The organism is Clostridium sp. UBA6640 (assembly GCF_002455975.1).
Lineage (GTDB): Bacteria > Bacillota > Clostridia > Clostridiales > Clostridiaceae > Clostridium_J.
The window spans coordinates 2685-27037 of sequence record NZ_DKLM01000154.1 but is presented as its reverse complement, the minus strand read 5'-3'; the positions used below and the strand labels follow the sequence as shown (position 1 = coordinate 27037).

17 protein-coding genes, 2 pseudogenes and 2 riboswitches are annotated in these 24353 nt (G+C 30.6%); all 19 genes and pseudogenes read left to right on the top strand.

Features of this window, described 5'->3' with window-relative positions; all coding sequences use genetic code 11:
* Window positions 1–7: 7 nt before the first annotated feature.
* A complete protein-coding gene (locus tag B2W91_RS17675) occupies window positions 8–2338 on the top strand; it encodes a transglutaminase domain-containing protein (protein ID WP_291583304.1) in 2331 nt (776 codons plus the stop codon).
* Window positions 2339–2533: 195 nt separating this feature from the next.
* Window positions 2534–3367, top strand: a complete 834-nt coding sequence (locus B2W91_RS17670) for a Cof-type HAD-IIB family hydrolase (RefSeq protein WP_291583302.1) — start codon at window positions 2534–2536, stop codon at window positions 3365–3367.
* A 216-nt stretch (window positions 3368–3583) separates the two neighbouring features.
* Window positions 3584–4204, top strand: coding sequence for a TetR/AcrR family transcriptional regulator (locus B2W91_RS17665; RefSeq protein ID WP_414633134.1), 621 nt, complete (start codon window positions 3584–3586; stop codon window positions 4202–4204).
* A 25-nt stretch (window positions 4205–4229) separates the two neighbouring features.
* Window positions 4230–6326, top strand: a complete 2097-nt coding sequence (locus B2W91_RS17660) for an efflux RND transporter permease subunit (RefSeq protein ID WP_291583298.1) — start codon at window positions 4230–4232, stop codon at window positions 6324–6326.
* The gene (locus tag B2W91_RS17655; protein WP_291583297.1) at window positions 6307–8220 is read left to right on the top strand and encodes a hypothetical protein; all 1914 of its coding nucleotides are present in this window, start codon (window positions 6307–6309) and stop codon (window positions 8218–8220) included. The genes B2W91_RS17660 and B2W91_RS17655 overlap by 20 nt, the downstream gene beginning before the upstream one ends.
* Before the next feature lie 734 nt (window positions 8221–8954).
* Entirely contained in the window at window positions 8955–9422 is a 468-nt protein-coding gene (locus B2W91_RS17650) for a tRNA (cytidine(34)-2'-O)-methyltransferase (protein ID WP_291583296.1), read from the top strand.
* 13 nt (window positions 9423–9435) lie between these two features.
* Window positions 9436–10290, top strand: a complete 855-nt coding sequence (locus tag B2W91_RS17645) for a DegV family protein (protein WP_291583295.1) — start codon at window positions 9436–9438, stop codon at window positions 10288–10290.
* Between the two features lie 358 nt (window positions 10291–10648).
* A riboswitch (glycine riboswitch) is annotated at window positions 10649–10782 on the top strand.
* A 3-nt stretch (window positions 10783–10785) separates the two neighbouring features.
* A riboswitch (glycine riboswitch) is annotated at window positions 10786–10839 on the top strand.
* Window positions 10840–10906: 67 nt separating this feature from the next.
* On the top strand, window positions 10907–11281 hold the full coding sequence (locus tag B2W91_RS17640) for a GrdX family protein (RefSeq protein ID WP_291583294.1): 375 nt from the start codon (window positions 10907–10909) through the stop codon (window positions 11279–11281).
* Between the two features lie 12 nt (window positions 11282–11293).
* Window positions 11294–12222 (top strand): annotated as a pseudogene (gene trxB, locus B2W91_RS17635) (thioredoxin-disulfide reductase).
* A gap of 185 nt (window positions 12223–12407) precedes the next feature.
* Window positions 12408–12737, top strand: a complete 330-nt coding sequence (locus tag B2W91_RS17630) for a thioredoxin family protein (protein ID WP_291583293.1) — start codon at window positions 12408–12410, stop codon at window positions 12735–12737.
* A 108-nt stretch (window positions 12738–12845) separates the two neighbouring features.
* Window positions 12846–14132, top strand: a complete 1287-nt coding sequence (locus tag B2W91_RS17625; protein ID WP_291583292.1) for a glycine/sarcosine/betaine reductase component B subunit — start codon at window positions 12846–12848, stop codon at window positions 14130–14132.
* A 72-nt stretch (window positions 14133–14204) separates the two neighbouring features.
* A complete protein-coding gene (gene grdA, locus B2W91_RS17620) occupies window positions 14205–14672 on the top strand; it encodes a glycine/sarcosine/betaine reductase complex selenoprotein A (RefSeq protein WP_291583290.1) in 468 nt (155 codons plus the stop codon).
* 116 nt (window positions 14673–14788) lie between these two features.
* Window positions 14789–16093 (top strand): glycine reductase complex selenoprotein B, encoded by a 1305-nt coding sequence (gene grdB / locus B2W91_RS17615; RefSeq protein WP_291583287.1) that lies wholly within the window; start codon window positions 14789–14791, stop codon window positions 16091–16093.
* Window positions 16094–16321: 228 nt separating this feature from the next.
* Window positions 16322–17860: a glycine/sarcosine/betaine reductase complex component C subunit beta gene (grdC, locus tag B2W91_RS17610; RefSeq protein ID WP_291583285.1), complete on the top strand. Its 1539-nt coding sequence runs from the start codon at window positions 16322–16324 to the stop codon at window positions 17858–17860.
* A 66-nt stretch (window positions 17861–17926) separates the two neighbouring features.
* Complete coding sequence (grdD, locus tag B2W91_RS17605; RefSeq protein ID WP_291583283.1) at window positions 17927–19093, top strand: glycine/sarcosine/betaine reductase complex component C subunit alpha; 1167 nt, start codon at window positions 17927–17929, stop codon at window positions 19091–19093.
* 295 nt (window positions 19094–19388) lie between these two features.
* Window positions 19389–20507, top strand: a complete 1119-nt coding sequence (locus B2W91_RS17600) for a BMP family lipoprotein (RefSeq protein ID WP_291583282.1) — start codon at window positions 19389–19391, stop codon at window positions 20505–20507.
* 224 nt (window positions 20508–20731) lie between these two features.
* A pseudogene (locus B2W91_RS17595) lies at window positions 20732–22268 on the top strand (ABC transporter ATP-binding protein).
* Complete coding sequence (locus B2W91_RS17590) at window positions 22258–23334, top strand: ABC transporter permease (protein WP_291583281.1); 1077 nt, start codon at window positions 22258–22260, stop codon at window positions 23332–23334. The pseudogene B2W91_RS17595 and the gene B2W91_RS17590 overlap by 11 nt, the downstream one beginning before the upstream one ends.
* Window positions 23327–24259: an ABC transporter permease gene (locus tag B2W91_RS17585; protein ID WP_291583279.1), complete on the top strand. Its 933-nt coding sequence runs from the start codon at window positions 23327–23329 to the stop codon at window positions 24257–24259. The genes B2W91_RS17590 and B2W91_RS17585 overlap by 8 nt, the downstream gene beginning before the upstream one ends.
* Window positions 24260–24353 lie beyond the last annotated feature (94 nt).

The window sequence follows — 24353 nt, the reverse complement described above, 5'->3', positions numbered from 1 at the left end:
TGAGTTTATGAGTAGGATAAAGGAAGAATTAATAGCAATACTATTAGTGTTTATTAATCTAGTAGTGACTATAAAAATATTAATAGAAAGTTTTAAGATAGTTGGATTTAATTATAAATTTATATTAATGCTATTTTTAATAGGTGTAATTTTATATGGATTCTATTCCAAGGTATTAAATAAAGTTAAGTATAAAATAGTATTTACCTTTATTGTGTTGGCATTTGGAGTAATTTACGGATATAAAAATAAGGGGTTAGTAATTAACTTTTTTCAAAATGTTATTATTGAAAATGCGTTACAGATAAATAAACAGCTTTTGAAAAATAGTACAACTTATTTTTCTCAATATGAAAAGATATTTTTGATAATTCTACCTATTTTAGTCGCATTATTAGTTTATATAACTTATAAAAAAAATAAAAGTATAATATTATTAAATTTTATATTTGTAGTAAGTTTTTGGTATTTACATTACAGCCAAATAATAATAAATAATCTTTATTACTATTTATTTGTAACTATAATAACCTTTATTGTAGCTAATTATTTTAAATTAGCAAAAAGATATAAAAATATGGAATTAAAAGTTAATTTACATATAAAAAAGATAATTCCATATGCATTAATCATAACTTTTGTAATCATAAAGATTATATCAACATTACCACAAGATTATAGTGGCATGAACTTAAGTAATTATGGAGAATTTTTTAATAATACCTTTGCAAAAACAAGTGATGGTAGAGAAAGTGCATTAAATGGTGAATTCACTATAAATTCTTCTGGGTATAGTAATAGTGAAAAGAAGTTAGGTGGTCCTATTACTTTAAATAAACAGGAGGTATTTAGAGTAAAGTCTCCAAAACCATATTATTTAAAGGGGAGTGTAAAGGAATATTATACTGGAAGTTCTTGGACTACAACAGATAAGAATATTGGTAAAAAGGATAAAAATTTTAAATTTGAAAATTCATATTTAAAAAGAAGAGACATGGGAGTTGGGGCTTCTTTAGGAAGTGCTAGAATTACTCCTACAAAAAAATTTAATACCACAAGTTTTTTTACTCCTAATATGGGAATTGATATAAAAGGTGATTACAATGGGATTTATTATAATAAAATTCCGACATTTTTATCAAGAGCAGATGTAAATAAACCTTATGATGCTGTTTATTACATGTATAATGGACCTTATGGTGATGTGGTAGAAACTGTAGAAAGTATGATAAATAATAAAGGGGATATTACATATGCCCATGAATTTAATTATTATAACTTTTCTATAAGAGATTTTGATGAAGGACTTTATTTCTTTAATGAAATTTCTAAGTTAAGTTATGAAATGAAAACAGCCATGGAAGAAGATTATAAAAAATATATGCAAATTCCAAGTAGTGTGCCTTTAGAAGTCTATGATTTAACTAATCAAATAGTTGGAGAGAATGATACGGTTATTGAAAAAGCAAGAAGCATAAGAAATTATTTAAGTGAGAACTACCCTTATACTTTAAAAGTTTCTAATGTACCTATGGATTCAGACTTTGTTAATTATTTTTTATTTGAAGAGAAGAAAGGATATTGTACTTATTTTGCTAGTGCAACCGCTATTATGTGTAGGATTGCTGGAATNNCTGGAATACCAGCACGATATGTAGAAGGGTTTAAAACTCCTAATAATATTGATGAAAATGGTGAGTATATTGTAACTAATGGAGAAGCACATGCTTGGTGTGAAATTTTAATAGATCCTAGTAGAGATATATGGGCAGTAGTAGATCCTTCACCTACACCTACTGAGTTTGAAGAGGAAAATGTAGCCGAGGATAAGGAAAAAGAAGAAAAATCTTTAGAAAATGACAATAAGAAAAATAAAAATACAGCACCTAATAGGGATAGATTTAATGAAGAAGAGGAAGAAAACTGGGACTTAGAATTAAACTCTAAAGATAATAACACATTTAAATATTTATCTTTAATAGTTACAATAGTGTTATATATATTAATTAGAATAGCTAGTTTTTATAGAAAAAGAAATAAAATAATATCTAGTAAAAGTGTAATTCCGCTTTATCAATATTATTTAAGAAGATTAGAAGCTATAGGAATTATTAAGAATGAAGAAATAGGGGATTTAGAATTTGTAAATGGTATAAAGAATCCTAACTTAAAGGATAAGTTAAATACTTTAGTGAATCTTTCTTATGAAGAATTTTACGGTAACAAAATTGAAAATATCTCAATAGAGAGAGTAGAATACTTTAATTTTATAGAAGAGTATATTAAGAACAAGGATAATAGGATAAACTATATAATGAAGAAGTATTTTGGATTATGATAAGTAATGATATTGAGGTTTATTAAATGTGAACAGGACCAAGTTTACCGCTACAAATTTGCTAGTAGGGTAAACTTGGCCTTCTTAAATAGAACTATATAGGGATACAAGATTAGGATAAAGTTTCTAATTTAAAGATAAAATATAAATAACATCTTATTACCCTAAGGTTATTTGTAGAAAAGGAGAATAGAAATGAAATATAAGTTAATATGTACAGATATGGATGGAACTCTTTTAAATAGCGTAAAGGAAATAAGCAAAGAAAATCTCGATGCCATAAAAAAAGCTCATGATAAAGGGGTGAAAATTGCCATATGTACAGGAAGAATATTTACTTCTGCCAAGTATTATGGAGAACTTATAGGTGTTAAAGCCCCTATAATAGCTTCTAATGGTGCATATATAAGAGAAAAAGATAGAGAAGAAGTTATATATAAATGTATATTGGAAAAAAAAGATTGCTTTGAATTATTAGAAATATTTAAAAAGCATAATTTAGTTCCTCACTTTTATACTGATGATAGTATATATGCAGGAGAAACAAGTTATTCATTAAGATTTTATTCTAGATTGAATAAAACATTACCAAATAATCTTCAAATAAAAATTAAAGAAGTTGAGGATTGGAATGAAGTTTTTAGTGTAAATGAACTTGATATTTTGAAGGCTGTTGCTTTTGATGACGATATAGAAAAAATAAAAAGAGCAAAGGAAGAGATTAAATCTTTAGGTAAATATGAGGTAGTGAGTTCACTAGTTAATAATTTTGAAGTTATGAATAAAAATGTTTCTAAGGGTAGGGCGGTAGAAATGTTAGCTAGTTATTATAACTTATCTAAAGATGAGATAATAACAATTGGTGATAATGAAAATGATTTGTCAATGATAGAGTATGCAGGACTAGGAGTAGCTATGAAAAATGGTGAAGAAATAGTAAAGAATAAAGCTAAATACATAACTTCAACTAATGATGAAGATGGGGTTAAAGAAGTTATAGAGAAATTTATATTAAATGAAAATATTTAAATAATTCTAGTAAAAATGTCATTGTTATTTTGCAATGGCATTTTTATTTTTACAAGTTAAAAGCACTTAATTTTGTTATACTAATTATAGTACAAATTGGTGTTTTAAATAAAAAAATGACCAGGGGTCAAAAAACTATTGATTTTCTTCTAAAATAGTAATAGAATATATCTAGAGCAAAAAATGACTTGGAGTCATTTTTACTTAAGGAGTGAAGTGAGGTTGGAAACAAAGGGCAAAGAGCCAATGAAAAAGTCAGAAGCTAATAAACTTGAGAAAAAGAAAAATCTAATGGATGTAGCTTATGAACTTTTTACGACAAAGGGTATAAATGATACTTATATCAGTGAAATAACTAAGAAAGCTGGAGTAGCGAAGGGAACTTTTTATCTTTATTTTAATGATAAATATCATTTAAAACATTTAATTATATTAAATAAAAGTAGTTTAGTGCTAAAAGAAGCAATAGAAGCTTCAAATAAAAAATGTTTTGATGATTTATCTGATGAAGTAATATTTTTCATAGATTATACAATTAATTATTTAAAGGGAGATAAGAAACTTCTAAAGCTAATATATAAAAATCTAACTTGGGGACTTTATAAAAAAGCTTTACTTAATGAAAATGAGTACAAAGAGATGAATGATATATATTTTCACTTTGTAAAAAAGCTAAAGCAAAAACAAAATATAACAATGGATGCAGAAAAATTATTATTCTTAATTATTGAATTAACTGGTGGGGTTTGCTATAGTTCAATAATTTTAGAAGAACCTGCACCTATTGAATCAATGAAGCCAATACTATTTGAATCAATAAAAAAATTACTTAATTAAAATATTTAAGGGGTGGGGAATTAAAATGAAGAAAATCAGTAGAGCAATTGCTAAAAACAGGGTATTAATTTTAATACTGTCAGTGCTACTTATATTTCCAGCTTTATATGGTTTTATAGGCACAAGAGTCAATTATGATTTGCTTACTTATTTACCAGAAGAATTGGATACAATGAAAGCACAGAAAATATTGAATGAAAAATTTGATAGTGGATCAATGTCCATGTTAATTATTGAAAATATGGAAACCAAAGATGTAGTTGATTTAAAAGAAAAGGTTAGTAAAGTTGAAGGGGTTCAAAAGGTAGTATGGATTAATGATATTTTAGATACATCAGTACCGAAGGAAATTTTACCTGAAAGCTTTAGTAAAATATTTTATAGTGATGATTCAACTATGTTAATTATAAAATTTGAGGATGGTTCTTCATCAGAATCTACTCAAAATGGTATTGGTGAAATAAGAAAAATTATTAATAATAAATGTTTTTTAAGTGGTATGGCAGGGATAGTAAAAGACACAAAAGAATTAGCAGACAATGAAACACCATTTTTCGTACTAATTGCAACGATATTATCTGCAATAGTTTTAGCTTTGACAATGAATTCTTATATTATTCCAATCATATTTTTGACAAGTATAGGTTTAGCAGTATTATACAACTTTGGAACAAATATATTCTTTGGAGAAATATCTTATGTAACTAAAGCTTTAGCGGCAGTTTTACAACTAGGGGTTACTATGGACTACTCAATATTCTTATTACACAGGTATGATGAGGAAAGAGGATATACAGAAGATAGAGTGGAAGCAATGTCGGAGGCTATAGCTAATACTATGGCGGCAGTAGCAGGAAGTTCATTAACTACAATTGCTGGATTTCTAGCATTATGTGTTATGGAATTAGGATTAGGTAAGGATATAGGATTTGTTATGGCTAAGGGAGTATTCATTGGATTAATATGTACAGTTACAGTACTTCCAGCATTAATACTAACTTTTGATAACGCTATTCACAAATTTAATCATAAAACAATATTACCTGAATTTGAAAAAACTGCATCATTAGTTACAGAAAAATATAAATTATTTTTAGCAATATTTATAATTGCATTTATACCTGCTATATATGGAAAGGTGAATGCTGAGGTTTATTATAATCTTGATGAGTCACTACCAAAGGATTTACCTTCAATTGTGGCTACCAATAAACTTAAAAATGATTATAATATGATTACAACAAATATGATAATTGTTAAAGATACAGTTTCTAATAATGATATTAACAAGATGGTAAAAGAAATTGAAAATATAGACGGTATAGAAGCTGTTTTAGCTCCTGAAAAATTTATTGGACCAACTTTACCAGAGAACTTTTTACCAGACACAATAAAGGATAATTTTCAAAAGGAAGGTTATAAGCAAATAATTGTTAATTCTTCTTATAAAGCAGCTACAGAAGAAGCAAATAAACAAATAGAAGAGATGAATAAAATAGTTAAATCTTATGATAGTGAAGGTGTAGTAGGAGGAGAAGCTCCACTTACAAAAGATTTAATTGAAATATCAGATACTGATTTTAAGAGGGTTAGCATAGCTTCAATTTTAGCCATATTTGTTATAATAGCGGGAGTATTTATGTCATTCTCACTTCCAATATTATTAGTTCTATCTATAGAACTTGCTATATTAATTAACTTAGGTATTTCTTATTATTTAGGGACAACCATGCCTTTTGTTGCATCCATAGTAATAGGAACTATACAATTGGGAGCCACAGTTGACTATGCAATACTTCTAACTTCAAGATTTAGAGAAGAGATGAGAAATGGACTGGACAAATGTTCTGCTATGACTATTGCAGTTCAGAGCTCAGCTAAATCAATTGTAACAAGTGCTTTAAGTTTCTTTGCTGCAACTGCAGGTGTTGGAATCATTTCAAAACTTGAAATGATTAGCTCCTTATGTACATTAATGGCTAGAGGAGCAATTATAAGTATGTTAATAATATTATTTATACTTCCATCAATACTTTTAGTTTGTGAAAAAGTGATTGAAAAGACTAGTAAAAATTTTAAAGGTGAAAGTGGGGCAAAAGAAGATGAAGAAATGTATGTCTAAAAGAGTATTAGCTTTAGTAATGGTAGGAACATTATTAAGCGGAAATATGGTTTATGGAGCAGAATTAGTTAAAAAAGATGAAACAGTATATATTACTTTAGATTCTCAAGGAAATGTAGAAGAAAGAATAGTAAGTGACTGGTTAAGTTCTGATAATAAAAATTCTGAGATAAAAGATAAAAGTGAGTTAGCAAATATTAAAAATTTAAAAGGTAGTGAAGAACCAGAAATATCAAAGAAAAATGTTACTTGGAAGATGGAAGGAAAAGATATATTTTATCAAGGTACAACTGATAAAAAACTTCCACTAGAAATTAAAATTTCTTATGAACTAGATGGTAAGTCAATTAAGCCAGAAGAGTTGATAGGAAAGTCTGGTGAATTAAAAATAAAAGTTGACTATAAAAACAATGAAAAACATAAAGTAACTGTAAAAGGAAAAAATAAAGTAGTATACACACCATTTACAGTAGCTACATTAGCAACATTACCTGTAGAAAACTTTACTAATGTAAAAGTGAATGGCGGAAAAGTGATAAATGATGGTAACAATCAAATAATAACTTTTATTAATATGCCAGGATTAAAAGAAAGTTTAGCTTTAAAGGATGGAGTGATAAATATACCAGAAAACTTAGAAATTACAGCTAAGGTTGAAGATTTTTCTATGTCACCTATGATGATTACTGCTACCCCAGAGCTTTTAATAGAAGATATAGAAGGTATAAAATCAGTAGATGAATTAATTGAAAGCATAGACAAACTTCAAGATGCTAGTAGTAAACTTGCTCAAGGGGCAGAAACCTTCTCAAAGAAACAAGGTGAATTTAGCGATGGTTTTAAAACTTATTATGAAGGGGTAAGCAAATTTGCATCTGGTGCAGGAGAGGCCATTGATGGAATAGGTAAAGCAGCCGACAATCTAGGTAAGCTATCTGAAGGAACTTCCAAACTTTCATTAGGACTAGAAGAGTTTGGTTCTAAAGTCAATGAATTTACTAATGGCATTGAGAAAATAACTTCAAGTACTGATGCGCTTATAGATGGTCAAAACCAAGTAAAAGGTGGAATAGAACAAAGCCTACAAGGTGCAACTACATTAAAAGAGAAGAAGAATTTAGAACTTCAAGGATTAGATCAGTTAAATGGTAGTACTGTAGAGCTGGAAAAAGTGGCAAAAGCTTTATCTCAAGTTCCAGGAAATGAGGCAATGGTTGGCCAATTAAATATGATAATCCAAGGACAAAAACAAGGTATAGCTTCTCTTAAAAATGGTGGAAATGAATTTTTAGGAGGACTTGAAAAACTAGAAGGAGGATTATCACAAACTAAGGAAGGATCAGAAAAAGTACTTTCTGGAATGTCTCAATTAAAAGAAGGCGGTGCAGCACTTAAAAATGGAGGAAGTCAGATTTCAGAAGGAGCTAAAGCTTTATCTGCTGGTGCTAATGAAGTGTCAAATGGTGCAACAGCATTAAAAGAAGGAACTTCTAAATTAAGTGATGCTAAAACTTCTTTAAATGATGGACAAAAGCAATTGATTGATGGTGGAAAAACACTTCAAGATGGATCAGAGAAATTAGCTTTAGGTGCTGATGAATTATTTAAAAATATGAGTAAATTCCATAATGAAGGAATTGAAAAAATGAAAAATGAAGTTAATAATAAGATGGGCGATTTAAGCGAAATAATTGAAGTGAAAGATGAAATAGTTAAGCTTTCAAAAGATTATGGAACATTTACTGGACTAGGAGAAAATATGGAGGGTAAGGTTAAATTTGTAATGAAAACTCCTGAGCTTAAAAAAGCAGAATCCAAGGAAAAAGTAGAAGAAAAAGTAGAAGAGAAAAAAGGCTTTAAAAACTGGATAAAAGAAATCTTCAATAAAGAGTAAAAACTTGCCTCATAAGAAATACTTATACAGTATTCTTATCATATATAATATTAATATTATAAATTTAAAAGAAGAAATCCTAATGCAAGTTGGGATTTCTTCTTTTTATAGCTTATAATTTTAAATGTATGTAATATACATATATTAGTCTTAAGATTAATGTATATGTGAAAGTAATTGGTGCCTTTAGCATTATAGCTAAAACTATTGAATTCACAATTCACATTTCACAATTCACAATTATGGATATTTCTCAGCAAAAGCTGAGAAATTTAGAATTGATTTTGTAGCGGCGAACAGTGTTCGCCACAATCACTAGCAATTTTATATTGCTAGTCAAAAATATGTTTTAGGAAATTATTTTCATAAAAAATAATTTCATCCTTAATTGTGCATTGTGCATTGTGAATTGTGAATTGAAATACCACATCTAGCTATAAATTAAATTTTAAGTTAATTTATCCATATATATGAAATGGGTAGATAGAATTTAGGTACTACAAATAAAAGGGATTTTAAAGTATAATATTTTGTATATCTATATGAAGATAAATTTAATTTAATAGAATTAGTAATTGGGAACAATGCTCTTTCCAATCATTAGGGATTATTTTATTATTAATAAATAATAGAAAAGTTATAATTTCAAGTGATTGTATTAAAGTATACTAACTTTACGAAGTTAGCTAATTAGAGTATGATAATGATTAATGACATAATATGGAGGTATAGCTATGAATTTAAATATAGTATTATTTCAACCGGAAATTCCTCAGAATACAGGAAATATAGGAAGGACTTGTGTGCTTACAGACTGTAAGCTTCATCTTATAAAGCCACTAGGATTTAGTCTTGAAGAAAAGGAAATTAAAAGAGCTGGACTAGACTATTGGCCACTATTAGATATAGAAATTCATGAATCCTATGAAGATTTAAGAGAGAAATATAAAGAAGGAACTTTTTATTTTTGTACTACAAAAGCAGAAAAGTTCCATAGTGATGTAAGCTTTAAAGAGGGTGATTTTTTAGTATTTGGTCGTGAATCTAAGGGATTACCAGATTATATAAGAAATGATAATATAGATACTTTAATAAGAGTTCCCATGATAAACACTACTACTAGATCATTGAATTTATCTAATACTGTAGCAATTATAGCTTATGAGGGGTTAAGACAACTTGGATTCCCTAAAATGAAATAGAAGGAGTTAATTTATGGAATATAAGAAGATTAAAATTATAACGGATAGTACCTGTGACTTACCAGATCATATAATTAATAAATATAATATAGAGATGATACCCTTAGTATTTACAATAGATGGTAAAACTTATCTTGATAGAGTGGATATTAAACTACCAGAATTTCTAGAGAAAATGAATAATTCTAGCGAGCTACCTAAGACTGGGCAGATAAATCCTCATAGATTTTACGAAATATATGATAGATATTTAAAAGAAGGATATAAAATAATATCAATACATATATCATCTAAAATGAGTGGAACTTATCAGTCAGCTCTAGTGGCAAAAGAGATGTTAAATAGCGAAGATATAGAAGTAATTGATTCTCAATGTGTATGCGGCGCCCTTGGAGCTTTAGTAGTAAAGGCGTGCTTGTTAAAAGAGCAGGGATTAGATTTTACATCGATTAATGAAGGAATATTAAAATCAATACCAAAGATAAGAAGTATAACATGTTTTGAATCCTTAGATAATTTGGTTAAAGGTGGAAGATTATCTAAAACAGCCGGTGTTATTGGAGGCTTTTTAGGAATTAAGCTTTTACTATCTATTGAAGATGGAGAAATGACAGTTAAAGATAAGGTAAGAGGAAGTAAAAAGGCAATTAGAAATATGCTAGAGTATATAGAATCTTATGGAATTGAGAAGACTACTCCTATGATATTAATGCAAGCAGCACCAGAAGAAGAGAATATGGGAATATACAATAGCATAAAGTCAAGTATGGAAAATGAAAACATAGAATATATTGAATGTGAAGTGGGATGCGTAGTTGGTACTCATTCAGGAAGAGACGCTTGTGCAGCGTTTTTTATAGAGGAATAAAGATTAGCTATTATAGTTTAATATTTTAATAAATTAAATTTTAAATAAAGATATAAATAATTTATAAAACTAGAATTTATAAATAAATGATAAAAGTATTAATGAAATTAATTCTTAAACTTGGTTTATATAATACATTAATTAAAAATTTAAAAAGATAATATTTTAAAATATAGTATTATTAATTGATAAACAATTAACAGATTTACTGAAAAATATGAATCATTTGAACTTTCTAAATTGATTATAGAGAATTTAAATAAAGGAAAATTGTAAAAAATATAGAAATTTATTGACGAATGTTGTATACTTGGGTTGTAAGTTAAAATAAATTAAAAACAATTTAATAGAAATATGGATGAAATTCTCGGGAGATGATCTATTAAAGATAATTATTAATAATTATTTTTATAACAATGGGTAGCCGAAGAAGCAAAAATTTATTTTGCCAATAAATTTGAAACTCTCAGGCAAAAGGACCGAAAATGGACATAACTCTGGAAAGCGTAAGCACCGAAGGAGTAAAACTCTCAGGTTTAAAGGACAGAGGCATAGGCAAAGTTAATTATTACTTTTGCGTATGTCTTTTTTGTATGTGAAAAAGGAGGGAAGCGAGATGATTGAGCCGTTATTTATAGTAACCAATAATCCATTGTCAAAGAGAACCTTTGAAACAAAGTATAAAATAGTTTACATAGATGGTTCAGCGATGGAAATACTAAAAAATGTTAGAGATAATATACATTTAGGTCATAAGCTTCTAACTCATCCACTAATGAGTAGTGTTAAACCTAATGAAACGCCATATAGAACCGTATGTTTATCATTAAATAGGCAGTCCTTAGATATTCAGTCATTAGAAATAATTGAAAGTGCTATAATGACTACAGAAAAGTTTTTAAGAGATTTCAATACTCCAAATTGGAGTGATAAAATATTACAAGATTTTCAATTGATAGATTGTGATTTAATAGATCATGCAATCAATTAAGGAGGGTTACCAATGGAACATATTATTTATGATACCATCATTATAGGTGGAGGTCCTGCAGGATTATCAGCTGGATTGTACGCTGCTAGATCAAGAATGAAAACATTATTAATAGAAAGAGCAAAGTTTGGGGGTCAGGCAACAACTACTGATGAACTAGAGAACTACCCAGGATCTATTGAAGAGTGTACAGGAACAAGTCTTAGTCAAAGAATGAGAAAACAAGCAGAAGAATTTGGAACTGAATTTGCAAAAGATGAAGTTGTAGAAGTTCAGCTTGAAGGAGATATTAAAGTAGTTAAAACAAGAAAAGCTACCTATGAAGGTAAAACAGTAATAATAGCTACTGGTGCATATCCAAGATTAGGTGGATTTAAAAATGAAATTGAATTAAGAGGAAGAGGAGTTTCCTACTGTGCAACTTGTGATGCTGATTTCTTTACAGATTTGGATATTGCAGTTATAGGTGGGGGAGATTCAGCTATAACAGAAGCAATATACTTAGCTAAATTTGGNNGACGGTAACAATAATTCATAGAAGAGACCAATTAAGAGCTGCTAAGTCATTACAAGAAAAAGCTTTCAAAAATCCAAAAATTAAATTTATTTGGGATAGCGTTGTTGAAGAAGCTAAAGGTGAAGAAATCCTTGAAAGTTTAGTAGTGAAAAATGTAAAAACTGGAGAACTTAGCGAGTTAGCAGTAAATGGTTGCTTTGTATTTGTAGGATACTTACCAATATCTGAGTTATTTAAAGGAAAAATAAATATGAATGATAGGGGAGATATCATCACTGATGAAGAGATGAGAACTAATATCCCAGGAGTATTTGCAGCTGGAGACATTAGAGAAAAATCTCTAAGACAAGTTATTACAGCAGCATCGGATGGAGCTATAGCAGCTACAAACTGTGAACATTATATAGAAGAAAAATTTAACTAATAGTTAAATACTTATAAAATTATTTTTTAAACAGAATTGTTTGAAAAGTTAATTAAGTTCAAAAATTTTTATAATATATTTATATTGTGAAAATTTAAGAAATTTGGCTAAAAAAATATGAAATAGGAAAATATATTCATGAAGGTAATAAGTTTACTTTTATTGAAGGAAGAGAGGGAATTTTAATGTTAGAATTAAACAAAGATAATTTCGAGGCAGAAGTACTTAAAAGTGATAGACCAGTATTTGTAGATTTTTGGGGAGATAAATGTGAAATCTGTATAGAGCTAATGCCAGGAGTTCATGGATTAGAACCAAAATATAGTGATAAAATTAAATTTGCTAGTTTAAACATAGGTGGAGCTAGAAGAGTTGCTATAGGACAAAAAGTTTTAGGGCTACCAACAATGAAGATATATAATGGTGGAGAATGTGTTGATACAATTACTCCAGATAAAATATCTACATTAGATGATATAGAAAATTTCATAAAAGCTTACTATGAAAAATTATAATTTATTCTTTAATTAAAATGTTGTTAAGGTAAGCAGTAAACTGCTGCTTACCTTCAAATAAAAAAACAAAAGTAGGTTAAACTCATATATTCATAGGAGGTGAATGTTTTGCGTCTAGAGATTGGAAACATCATTATAAAGGATCTTCAATTCGGAGCAGAAACAAAAGTTGATAATGGAGTTCTTTATGTAAATAAAGAGGAATTACTTAAAGAAGTATCTGGAGATGAAAGAATAAGTGGTATCGATTTCGATATTGCAAAACCAGGTGAAGAAGTTAGAATAATTCCTGTTAAAGACGTAATTGAACCAAGAGTTAAAGTGGAGGGAAATGGAGGAATTTTCCCAGGCTTTATAAGTAAAGTTGATACAGTAGGTTCAGGAAGAACTCATGTATTAAAAGGAGCTGCGGTTGTTACTACTGGTAAAATTGTAGGATTCCAAGAAGGTATCGTTGATATGTGTGGAGAGGGAGCTAAATATACACCTTTCTCTAAAACAAATAACTTAGTTGTTATATGTGAACCAAAAGAGGGTATAGGTCAGCACGAGCATGAAGAAGCTATAAGAACAATAGGTTTCAAAACAGCTGTATACTTAGGAAAAGCTGGTAAGAATGTTGAACCAGATGAAGTTAAAACATTCGAAACATTGCCACTATTAGAACAAGTTAAACAATACCCAGATTTACCAAAAGTTGTATATGTTTACATGCTTCAAACTCAAGGATTATTACATGACACTTATGTTTATGGTGTAGATGCTAAAAAAATAATTCCAACATTTATATATCCAACAGAAGTGTTTGATGGAGCTATAGTAAGTGGAAACTGTGTGTCTGCTTGTGACAAAAACCCATCATATGTTCATATGAATCATCCGATAATAGAAGATTTATATGAAAGACACGGAAAAGATTTTAACTTTATCGGATGCGTAATTACAAATGAGAACGTATACTTAGCTGATAAAGAAAGATCTTCAAATATGGTTGCTAAATTAGTAGAATTCTTAGGAGCAGATGCTGCTATAATTTCAGAAGAAGGCTTTGGTAACCCAGATGCTGACTTAGTTATGAACTGTAATAAAATCACAGCTAAAGGTATTAAAACAGTACTTTTAACAGATGAATATGCAGGACAAGATGGTAGTTCACAATCACTAGCTGACTCAACTCCAAAAGGAGATGCAGTAGTTACTGGAGGAAATGCTAATGAGGTTGTTATACTACCAAAAATGAAAAAAATAATAGGCCATATTGAGGCTGCTGATATAATAGCTGGAGGACACGTTGGAAGTTTAAGAGAAGACGGTTCAATAGAAGCAGAAATACAAGTTATAACAGGAGCTACAAGTGAGGTAGGATTTAATTACCTAACAGCAAAAGGATATTAATATAACCAAATTATTTAGAATATTATAAGTTTCACGAATGTTAAGTTTTTAATATGAAAGGAAGATAAAATTATGTTACAAGGAAAAAAGGCTATCTGTATAGGAGATAGAGACGGAATACCAGGACCAGCTATAGAAGCTTGTTTAAAATCAGCAGGAGCAGAAGTAGTATTTGCATCAACAGAGTGCTTTGTCTGAACGGCTGCAGGTGCAATGGATCTGGAGATCCAACAAAGAGTTAAAGATCTAACTGAGAAATATGGTGCAGAAAATATGGTAATAGTAATTGGAGGAGCTGAAGCAGAAGCATCTGGATTATCAGCTGAAACAGTTACAGCAGGAGACCCAACTTATGCAGGACCATTAGCAGGAGTAGAACTAGGATTAGCAGTTTATCACGTAGTAGAGCCAGAGGTTAAAGGCGAATGTGATGAAGCTATTTATGATGAACAATGTGGAATGATGGAAATGGTTCTAGAAGTTGATGAAATAATAAATGAAGTTAAATCTGTAAGAGATCAATATAGCAAATACGTTTAATTTTATAATAGATTTATGATTAAAAGTTAAGAAAAAAGTAGTAAAACTGAAATTGATAATTGACCTTAAAAGCCTCTGCTTTTAAGAGTCAATTCCCAATGAAAGGGGGAAAAAGCATGATTAAGATAGTTCATTATATAAACCAGTTTTACGCTGGAATAGGCGGAGAAGAAAAAGCAGACATTAAGCCAGAGGTACGTGACGGCTTTATAGGACCAGGAATGGGGTTAAATGGATTGCTTAAAAAAGAAGGTGCAGAGATAGTTGCAACTGTAATCTGTGGAGACTCTTATTTCGCTGAGAATACTAAAGAAGCAAAAAAAGAAATATTAGAAATGGTTAAGAAATATGAACCAGATCTATTTATAGCTGGTCCTGCATTCAATGCTGGAAGATATGGAGTTGCTTGTGGAGATATAGCAACAACAGTTAAAGAAGAATTAAATATACCAGTTTTATCAGCTATGTATATTGAAAATCCAGGTGCTGATATGTACAAAAAGTTTGTGCATATTGTGTCAACTAGAAATAGTGCAGTTGGAATGAGAGATGCTCTTCCTAAAATGGCTAAATTAGCTTTGAAATTAGCTAAAGGTGAGGAAATTGGAGCACCAGCTGAAGAAAACTATATTGAAAGAGGCATCAGAAAGAACTACTTTGCTACAGAAAGAGGTTCTAAAAGAGCAGTTGATATGTTAGTTAAGAAGTTAAAAGGTGAGGAATTTGTAACTGAATTCAAAATGCCTGATTTTGACAGAGTTGATCCATTGCCACCTATAGTTGACATTACTAAAGCTAAAATAGCTATAGTTACATCTGGAGGTATAGTACCAAAAGGAAACCCAGATCATATTGAGTCTTCAAGTGCTTCTAAAATTGGTAAATATGATATAGAGGGGATAATGGATTTAACAAGTGAAACCTATGAAACAGCTCATGGTGGTCACGACCCTGTATATGCTAATGATGACCCAGATAGAGTAATCCCTGTAGATGTATTAAGAGATTTAGAAAAAGAAGGTAAAATAGGATCTCTACACAGATACTTCTATTCAACAGTGGGAAATGGAACGGCTGTTGCTTCTTCTAAAAAATATGGTGAGTTCGCTGCTAAAGAATTAATTGCAGATGGTGTTGATGCAGTTATACTAACTTCTACGTGAGGAACTTGTACACGTTGCGGAGCAACGTTAGTTAAAGAAATAGAAAGAGCTGGATTACCAGTAGTACACATGTGTACAATAACTCCAGTATCTTTAACTGTTGGAGCTAATAGAATAATACCAACAGTAGCTATTCCTCACCCACTTGGAAATCCTGCATTAAGCAAAGCGGATGAGTATACATTAAGAAGAAAATTAGTTGAAAAAGCTTTAGTAGCATTACAAACACCAGTTGATGGACAAAAGATATTTGAGTAATTTTCTAGCTTGATAAGTAAATAATAATTAGGGAACTTAATGTTCCCTAATTATTTCTAAGTGATATGGGGAATGTATAATGCATAATAATTTTATAAATTATGTGCTATAGATTATCCATAGTATAAATGATAAAACTTAGATAATCTAATTGTTCAAGGTAAAATTAGCAAATTCCAAAATTAATGTGAAAATATTTCACTATTTATAAGGGGAGGTTGGAAGAATATGAATTTTCCAGTATTAAAGAAAGCAGCGTATATTTTAGTTAATACTCCAGATATGGTAATACATAATGGAACAACTCAAACGTTAGAAAGAGAAACACATCCTGATTCAGAATATCTAAAAGAACTAAATAGCCATTTAAGACCATATGAAGAAGTTATGGCTTATGCACCAAACCAAACTTATATAGGAAATATAACTCCAGAGGAATTAGGAGAGATGCCAAGACCTTGGTATGGAAAGAATACTCCTAATGCCAATAGATTTGGTAACTTTGGGGAAGTTATGCCTCAAGATGAATTTTATGGATTAATGAAAATATCAGATGTTTTTGATTTGGTATTATTAGAGGAAGAATTTTCAAATAATGTAAAAGAAAAATTATCAAGACATCCACTAATTGCTTCAAAAGTTGAAAAAGTTGTAGGAGATAGTTTAGAAAAAATAGAAAGCTTAGTTAATAATTCAGGAGCAGAAGGATTATATGAAGGTGGAAAACTAGTAGGATGTGTAAGAAGAGCACATGAGTTTGATCCTAACCTATCCGCTCACTATATGCTTGAAAACTTAGCTGTTAAAGCTTCAGGAGTTTTAGCAGGAATGCATTTAGTAGACAATTTAGATATACCAATTAACGAAATTGAATATATAATTGAATGTTCAGAAGAAGCTATTGGCGATATGAATCAAAGAGGTGGCGGAAATATTGCTAAAGCTATTGGAGAAGTTGTAGGACTAACTGGCGCAACTGGTGCAGATATGAGAGGATTCTGTGCAGGACCAGCTCACTCATTAATAACAGCTGCATCACTTGTTAAGAGTGGAATATATAAAAATGTTTTAGTAATAGCAGGTGGAGCTACAGCTAAACTTGGAATGAATGGTAGAGATCATGTTAAAAAAGATATGCCAGTATTAGAAGATTGTTTAGGTGGATTTGCAGTACTTGTTTCTCAAAATGATGGAATTAGTCCAATATTAAGAACTGATGTTATAGGAAGACATACAATAGGACATGGAGCTTCACCGCAAGCAGTTCTAGAGGCATTAGTACTTGACCCACTAATAGAAAATGGAATCAAGATAACAGATGTAGATAAATATGCTCCAGAAATGCAAACACCAGATATAACTGAGCCAGCAGGAGCTGGAGATGTTCCAACACAAAACTACAAAATGATAGCTGCATTAGCTGTTAAAAAGGGACAATTAGAAAAGAAAGAACTACCAAACTTTGTTAAACAACATGGATATCCAGGATATGCTCCAACTCAAGGACACATCCCATCAGGTGCACCAATAATAGGACATGGAATAGATCACATTAAAAATGGTGTATTAAATAACTTCATGATAGTTGGTAAAGGAAGTCTATTCTTAGGAAGAATGACTAACTTATTCGACGGAGTTTCAATATTAGTTGAAAAAAATCCAGGAAAAGTTGAAGAAAGTGCTGGAATAAGCAAAGAGGAAGTAAAATCAATGGTTGCAGATGCAATGAAAGACTTTGCAGAATTTTTAGCAAAAAACATGGAGTAATTAAGTAAAAATAAATAGTAGTTCCTCTAAATTTGAGGAACTACATTTAAGAAAAGGGGTGTAACTATGAGCCAAAATGCAACTAAAGCAATGATAGCTGAGGTGTTTAATGATATAGCAAATGGAATAAAAAGCGGTCAATTTAGGAAAAGAGTAAGAATAGGATTAACTATATTAGGCTCTGAGCATGGCGTAGAAGAAATGGTCAAAGCTGCTGAACTTGCTAAATCTAAATATGGTGACTTTGATATAGTACTAATAGGTCCAAAGGTTGATGGGGATTTTGAAATAATAGAAGCAGAAACTGCAGAAGAAGGCCATAGCAAAATGACTGAAATGCTTGAAAATGGTAAATTAGATGGATGCGTTACTCAGCATTTTGATTTTCCAATAGGGGTGTCTACTGTAGGTAAAGTTTTAACTCCTGGTAAAGGAAAAGAAATGATAATAGCAACTACTACAGGAACAACTTCAACAAATAGAGTTGAAGGAATGGTTAAAAACGCTATATCTGGTATAGCAGTTGCTAAATCAAATGGAATAAAAAATCCGAAGGTTGGTATATTAAACCTAGATGGAGCTAGACAAGTTGAGAGAATATTAAATGAAGTAAAAGAAGCAGGATACAATTTTGAATTTACTGGATCATTAAGAGCAGACGGTGGAGCTGTTATGAGAGGAAATGACCTGTTGGCTGGAACTCCAGATGTTATGGTATGTGACTCATTAACAGGAAATTTACTTGTAAAAATATTCTCTTCATTTACAACCGGTGGAAATTACGAGACTGCTGGTGCTGGTTATGGGCCTGGAATAGGGGAAAACTATGATAAACTGGTTAACATAGTTTCAAGGGCTTCTGGTGCACCACTTATATCTGAAGCCTTAAGATATTGTGCAACTTGTGCAGAAAATAAGGTTTTAGATATAGCTAGAGAAGAATTTGAAAAAGCTAATAAGGCTGGACTTCAACAATTTATAGATAAAACAGCTAAAAAAGCAGTTAAGGCTGAAAGTTCTGATGAAGATATAAAAATGCCAGAAAAGAAGGTTGTAACTTTTTCAATAGCAGGAATAGATATACTTGAACTTGAAAATGCATGTAAAACATTATGGAAGGAAAATATTTATTCTGAAAGTGGAATGGGTTGTACTGGACCAATAGTTCTAGTTGCTGAGGAAGATTCAGAAAAGGCAACTGAAATATTGAAAAAGGCTGAATATTTAGGATAATATTGACTGAGCAGTTATTGCTCAGTCTCTATTTACCTTTTGTTTTAAAATGCAGCTAAGAACAAAAATAAACCATTAATTAGAAATGATGTATAAATAATTATAAAATATATAAAATTGATTAAAAAATAAAAAAAAATTTCATTAACTGAATTAAAAAATTTATAAAACAGTTGAATATATAAGTACTTTTTAATTATAATAGTAACATAGTGTTAAATATAGTAAGTGGTATTATTATATAATAATATCTTAACTTACATAATACACAGTGTAATCTTAGGAGGTTAGTTTTATGAAAATGAAAAGATTGGTGGCAGTTCTGACATCAGCTATATTAACTGCTGGAGTATTAGCTGGCTGCGGATCAGCAACTAAAGAAAATGAAGGCGGAGCAAGTGCAGGAGAAGGAAATAAAAGCGAAATCATGGTAGGTCTTGCAACAGATGAGGGTGGATTAAATGATAAATCATTTAACCAATCAGCAGATGAAGGCGTTAAAAAAGCTGTAGAAGAATTTGGTGTAAAATATAAGCCAATAGAATCTAAGAAAAAAGAAGATTATGAACCAAATCTACAAGCATTAGTAGATGAAGGAGCAGATATAACATTTGCTATAGGATTTCAATTAGAAGAAGCAACTAAAAGTGCAGCAGAAAACAATCCAGATAGCAAATTTGCTATAATAGATGCTGTAGTAGATGCACCAAATGTTACATCTATAACTTTTAAAGAAGAAGAAGGTTCTTTCTTAATGGGAGTTATAGCTGGTAAAATGACAAAGTCAAATCAAATTGGATTTATAGGCGGAAAAGACTTTGATACAATTCAAAAGTTTGAATCAGGTCNNCTTGAATCAGGATTTGTAGCTGGTGTTAAAGCTGTTAACCCAGAAGCAGGAAAATTATTAGAAAGTCCTGATGGAGAAAAAGCTGGTAAAAACGTTAAATATGCAGACTCATTTGACGATACAAATAAAGGATATGAATTAGCTAAATCATTATATAACTCAGGTTGTGATGTTATATATCATGCTGCTGGTGGAGTTGGAATAGGAATGTTCAAAGCAGCTAAAGAGTTAAGAGATGCAGGAAAAGAAGTTTGGGCTATTGGTGTTGATAAAGATCAAGCAGCTGAGCCAGATTTAAAAGAATATGCTGATGTAATACTTTCTTCTATGATTAAGAGAGTTGATGTTGGAACTTATGATGCTATTAAAGATGTAGTAAATAATGAATTTAAAGCTGGACATAAAGTATTAGGAGTAAAAGATGGCGGAATTGGTATTGCTGAAACAACAGAAAAAAATACTCCTAAAGACGTTATAGATCTTGCTAAAGAATATGAACAAAAAATGATTAAGGAAGAAATAAAGGCCCCAGCAACAAGAGCAGAGGCTAAAGAATTTAAATAATTGTTACTTTACTGGTAAATAAAAAAATAGTATAATAAAAGCTAGATGTCCGTTTACATCTAGCTTTTATTACTCATGGGCTAGATTTTAAGAATTAAAATTTTTCCTTTCTTTATCCAGAAAATACATGCTAGAGGTATAGAAAAAATGTAGTATAATATTAGTAATTATCTTAAGCTTATTGAGAATGGTAGTGAAGGTTGTTAGTATAAGGAGGAAGCGGGATGAACAAGGTAATAGAAATGAAAGGTATAACCAAAGTTTTCCCTGGAACTATTGCCAATNNATTTTGAACTTTTAAAAGGCGAAACTCATGTTTTACTTGGAGAAAATGGTGCAGGTAAAACCACACTAATGAATATTCTATATGGATTATATCAACAGGATAAGGGTGATGTTTATATAAACGGTAAAATAAGTAAAATAGCTAATCCTAATGATGCTATTAAATTAGGAATAGGTATGGTGCATCAGCATTTTATGCTTGTTCACAACTTTACTGTAGCTGAAAATATAGTATTAGGCACAGAACCTAAAAAAGGTACTAAGCTTGATATGAAAACCGCTATTAAAAATGTTGAAGAGCTTTCAAAAAAATATGGCTTTGCAATTGATCCAAAGGCTGTAATTGAGGATATTTCTGTAGGTCAGCAACAAAAAGTTGAAATATTAAAAGCGTTATATAGGGGAGCTGATATATTAATACTTGATGAACCTACAGCTGTTTTAACTCCCCAAGAAATTGAAGAACTGGGAAACATTATTAAGAATTTGAAAAAGGAAGGAAAATCTGTAATATTAATTACTCATAAGCTTAAAGAAGTTATGAGTATGAGTGATAGAGTTACCATAATTAGAAGAGGTAAAGTAACTGGTACCGTTGCTACTAATGAAACTAATATTGATCAATTAGCAGAGCTAATGGTAGGAAGAAAGGTAAATTTAGTAGTTGACAAAAAAGAAAGTAAACTAAAAGGTGAAGTTTTAAGGATAGAAAATCTATCTGCAAATGATCATAGAGGAATTGAAGCTATTAAAGATCTTAATTTAGTTGTTAATGGCGGAGAAATTCTTGGTATTGCAGGAGTTGATGGAAATGGTCAAAGTGAATTTTTAGAAGTATTAACTGGTCTTAGAAAGGCTAAAAACGGAAAAATTATATTAAAAGATAAGGACATATATGGTAGAACACCACGAGAAATTATTGACTCAGGAGTAGGCCATATTCCAGAAGATAGACATAAAAGAGGGTTAATCCTTAAGTATTCACTATTTGAAAATTCCATACTTGGAATTCATAGAAATAAACCTTTTAGCAAGGGTATTGCAATGAATTATAGTGAAATTAAAAACCATTGTGATAAGCTTATAGAAGAGTTTGATGTTAGAACTCCAAATAATGAAGTAGCTGCTTCAGCATTATCAGGCGGTAATCAACAGAAGTTAATTGCAGCAAGAGAAATTTCAAAGAATCCAGATTTGTTAATTGCAGCTCAACCAACAAGAGGGCTGGATGTTGGTGCTATTGAGTATATACATAAAAGATTAGTAGAAGAAAGAGATAAAGGTAAAGCGGTACTTTTAGTATCCTTAGAACTTGATGAAATTATGGCATTATCAGATAGAATTGCTGTTATGTATGATGGAAAGATAGTTGCAATACTTGATAGAAGTGAAGCTACAGAGCAAAAACTTGGGGTATTAATGGCTGGCGGAACCTTAGAACAAGCAGAGAAAGGAGCTAACGCAGATGAAAAGTAAATTCAAGCAAAATTTAAAAGCTATAGCTTTCCCATTTATTGCTATAATACTTTCATTATTTATATCAGTATTTTTCATAATGTGGGCTAAAGGGTATCCAATAACTAAATACTTTACAGCATTAGGTGAACTAATATCTATTGTTTGGAAAGGTAGCTTTGGTACAAAGAGAAATATGATGACTACACTCGCAGAAGTAACTCCATTGATATTTACTGGGGTTGCCCATGCATTAGCATTTAGATGCGGCTTATTTAACATAGGAGTTGCAGGACAATTTGCTCTTGGAATGCTTGCAGCTGCAATTGTTGGAACAATTCCAGGATTAAGTCCAGTAATTCATATTCCACTAATGATAGTTTCAGGTATAATAGCAGGTAGTATATGGGCTGGAATACCAGGCTATTTAAAGGCTAAATTTGGAACTAGTGAAGTTATTAATACTATAATGATGAACTATATATCAGTATTTCTTTGCAATTATATTATATTAAAAACACGTTTTGGAGTGCCTGGTAAGGCAAGTACTCCTATAATTGAAGAAAGTGCTAAATTTACTAGATTTATGAAAGGTGCGCCAGCAAATACAAGCATATTTTTAGCTATATTAATAGCAATATTTATCTTTTGGTTATTATGGAAAACCACAGTTGGATATGAAATTAGAGCTGTTGGTATAAATCCACATGGTGCGGAATATGGTGGAGTAAATATACCTAAAAATATGATTTTAGCTATGGTTATTTCTGGAGCCCTTGCGGGAATTGGTGGTGCAACTCATATATCAGGAGTTATGTATACTCTTCAAGATTTTATGGCTGTACCAAGTTATGGATTTGATGGAATTGCTGTTGCGTTACTTGCGAAGAATAATCCAATAGCATGTATAGGTTCTGCAATACTATTTGGTGCACTAAATAATAGTGCTAGAGCATTACAATTAAATGGAATTCCTAAACAAATAGTATATTTAATACAAGCAATAATTATTATATTTGTTGCAACGGATTATATTGTTAAATACTTTGAAGAAAAGAAAAAGAAAGGGGCGATTGTAAATGAGTAATTTAAATGCGATTGCACTATTAACAGCTACACTTAGAATAGCAACGCCTCTAATTTTTGCAGCTCTTGGTGGAATGTTCTCAGAAAGATCTGGAGTAGTAAATATAGGATTAGATGGTATGATGACCATAGGTGCATTTTTTGCGGTTTATGGAACTTATGCATCAGGAAGTCCTTTTATTGGTATAGTTTGTGCTATGATAGCTGGAGGCGTTCTAGCGCTAATTCATGCAGTTTTAAGTATAAATTTAAAAGCTGATCAAGTTATTTCAGGTACAGCAATTAACCTTTTCTCTACTGCTCTTGCCAGCTTCTTGATTTCAAGATTATTTGAAGGAAGAGGCGGACAAACAGATATAGTTAAGAGTTTACCTTTTAATATACCAAGCTTTATACTAAATATGCCTATAATAGGAGAAATAATTGGTGGCATTAACTGGTTTGTAATACTTGCTATAGTATTAGTTTTTGTTTCACATTATGTTATATATAAAACTCCGTTAGGATTAAGAATTAGAGCTGTAGGAGAACATCCAAAGGCAGCAGACACATTAGGAATAAATGTATATAAGATGAGATATTTATGTGTAGTACTATCAGGTGTACTAGCAGGTCTTGGTGGAGCTGCATTGTCTCTTGGTATTACACCATTATTTAGAGATAATATGGTTGCAGGTAGAGGATTTATAGCTTTAGCAGCGATGATATTTGGTAACTGGAAACCATTCGGACTATTAGGAGCATGTTTATTGTTTGCCTTTGGCGAATCATTCCAAATAGTAGCACAAGGTTTCTCATGGTCATTGCCAACAGAATTCTATTCATCAATACCATATGTATTAACAATGCTTGCATTAGCAGGATTTGTTGGAAAGACTCAAGGTCCAGCTGCTTCAGGACAGCCATATGAAAAAGGTTCAAGATAATATTTAAAACCACAGATTTTTCTGTGGTTTTTTTCAGTAGAAAAAGAAAACTATATGAATTTAGACTTTTAGCATCTTCATAAAATAACTAGCT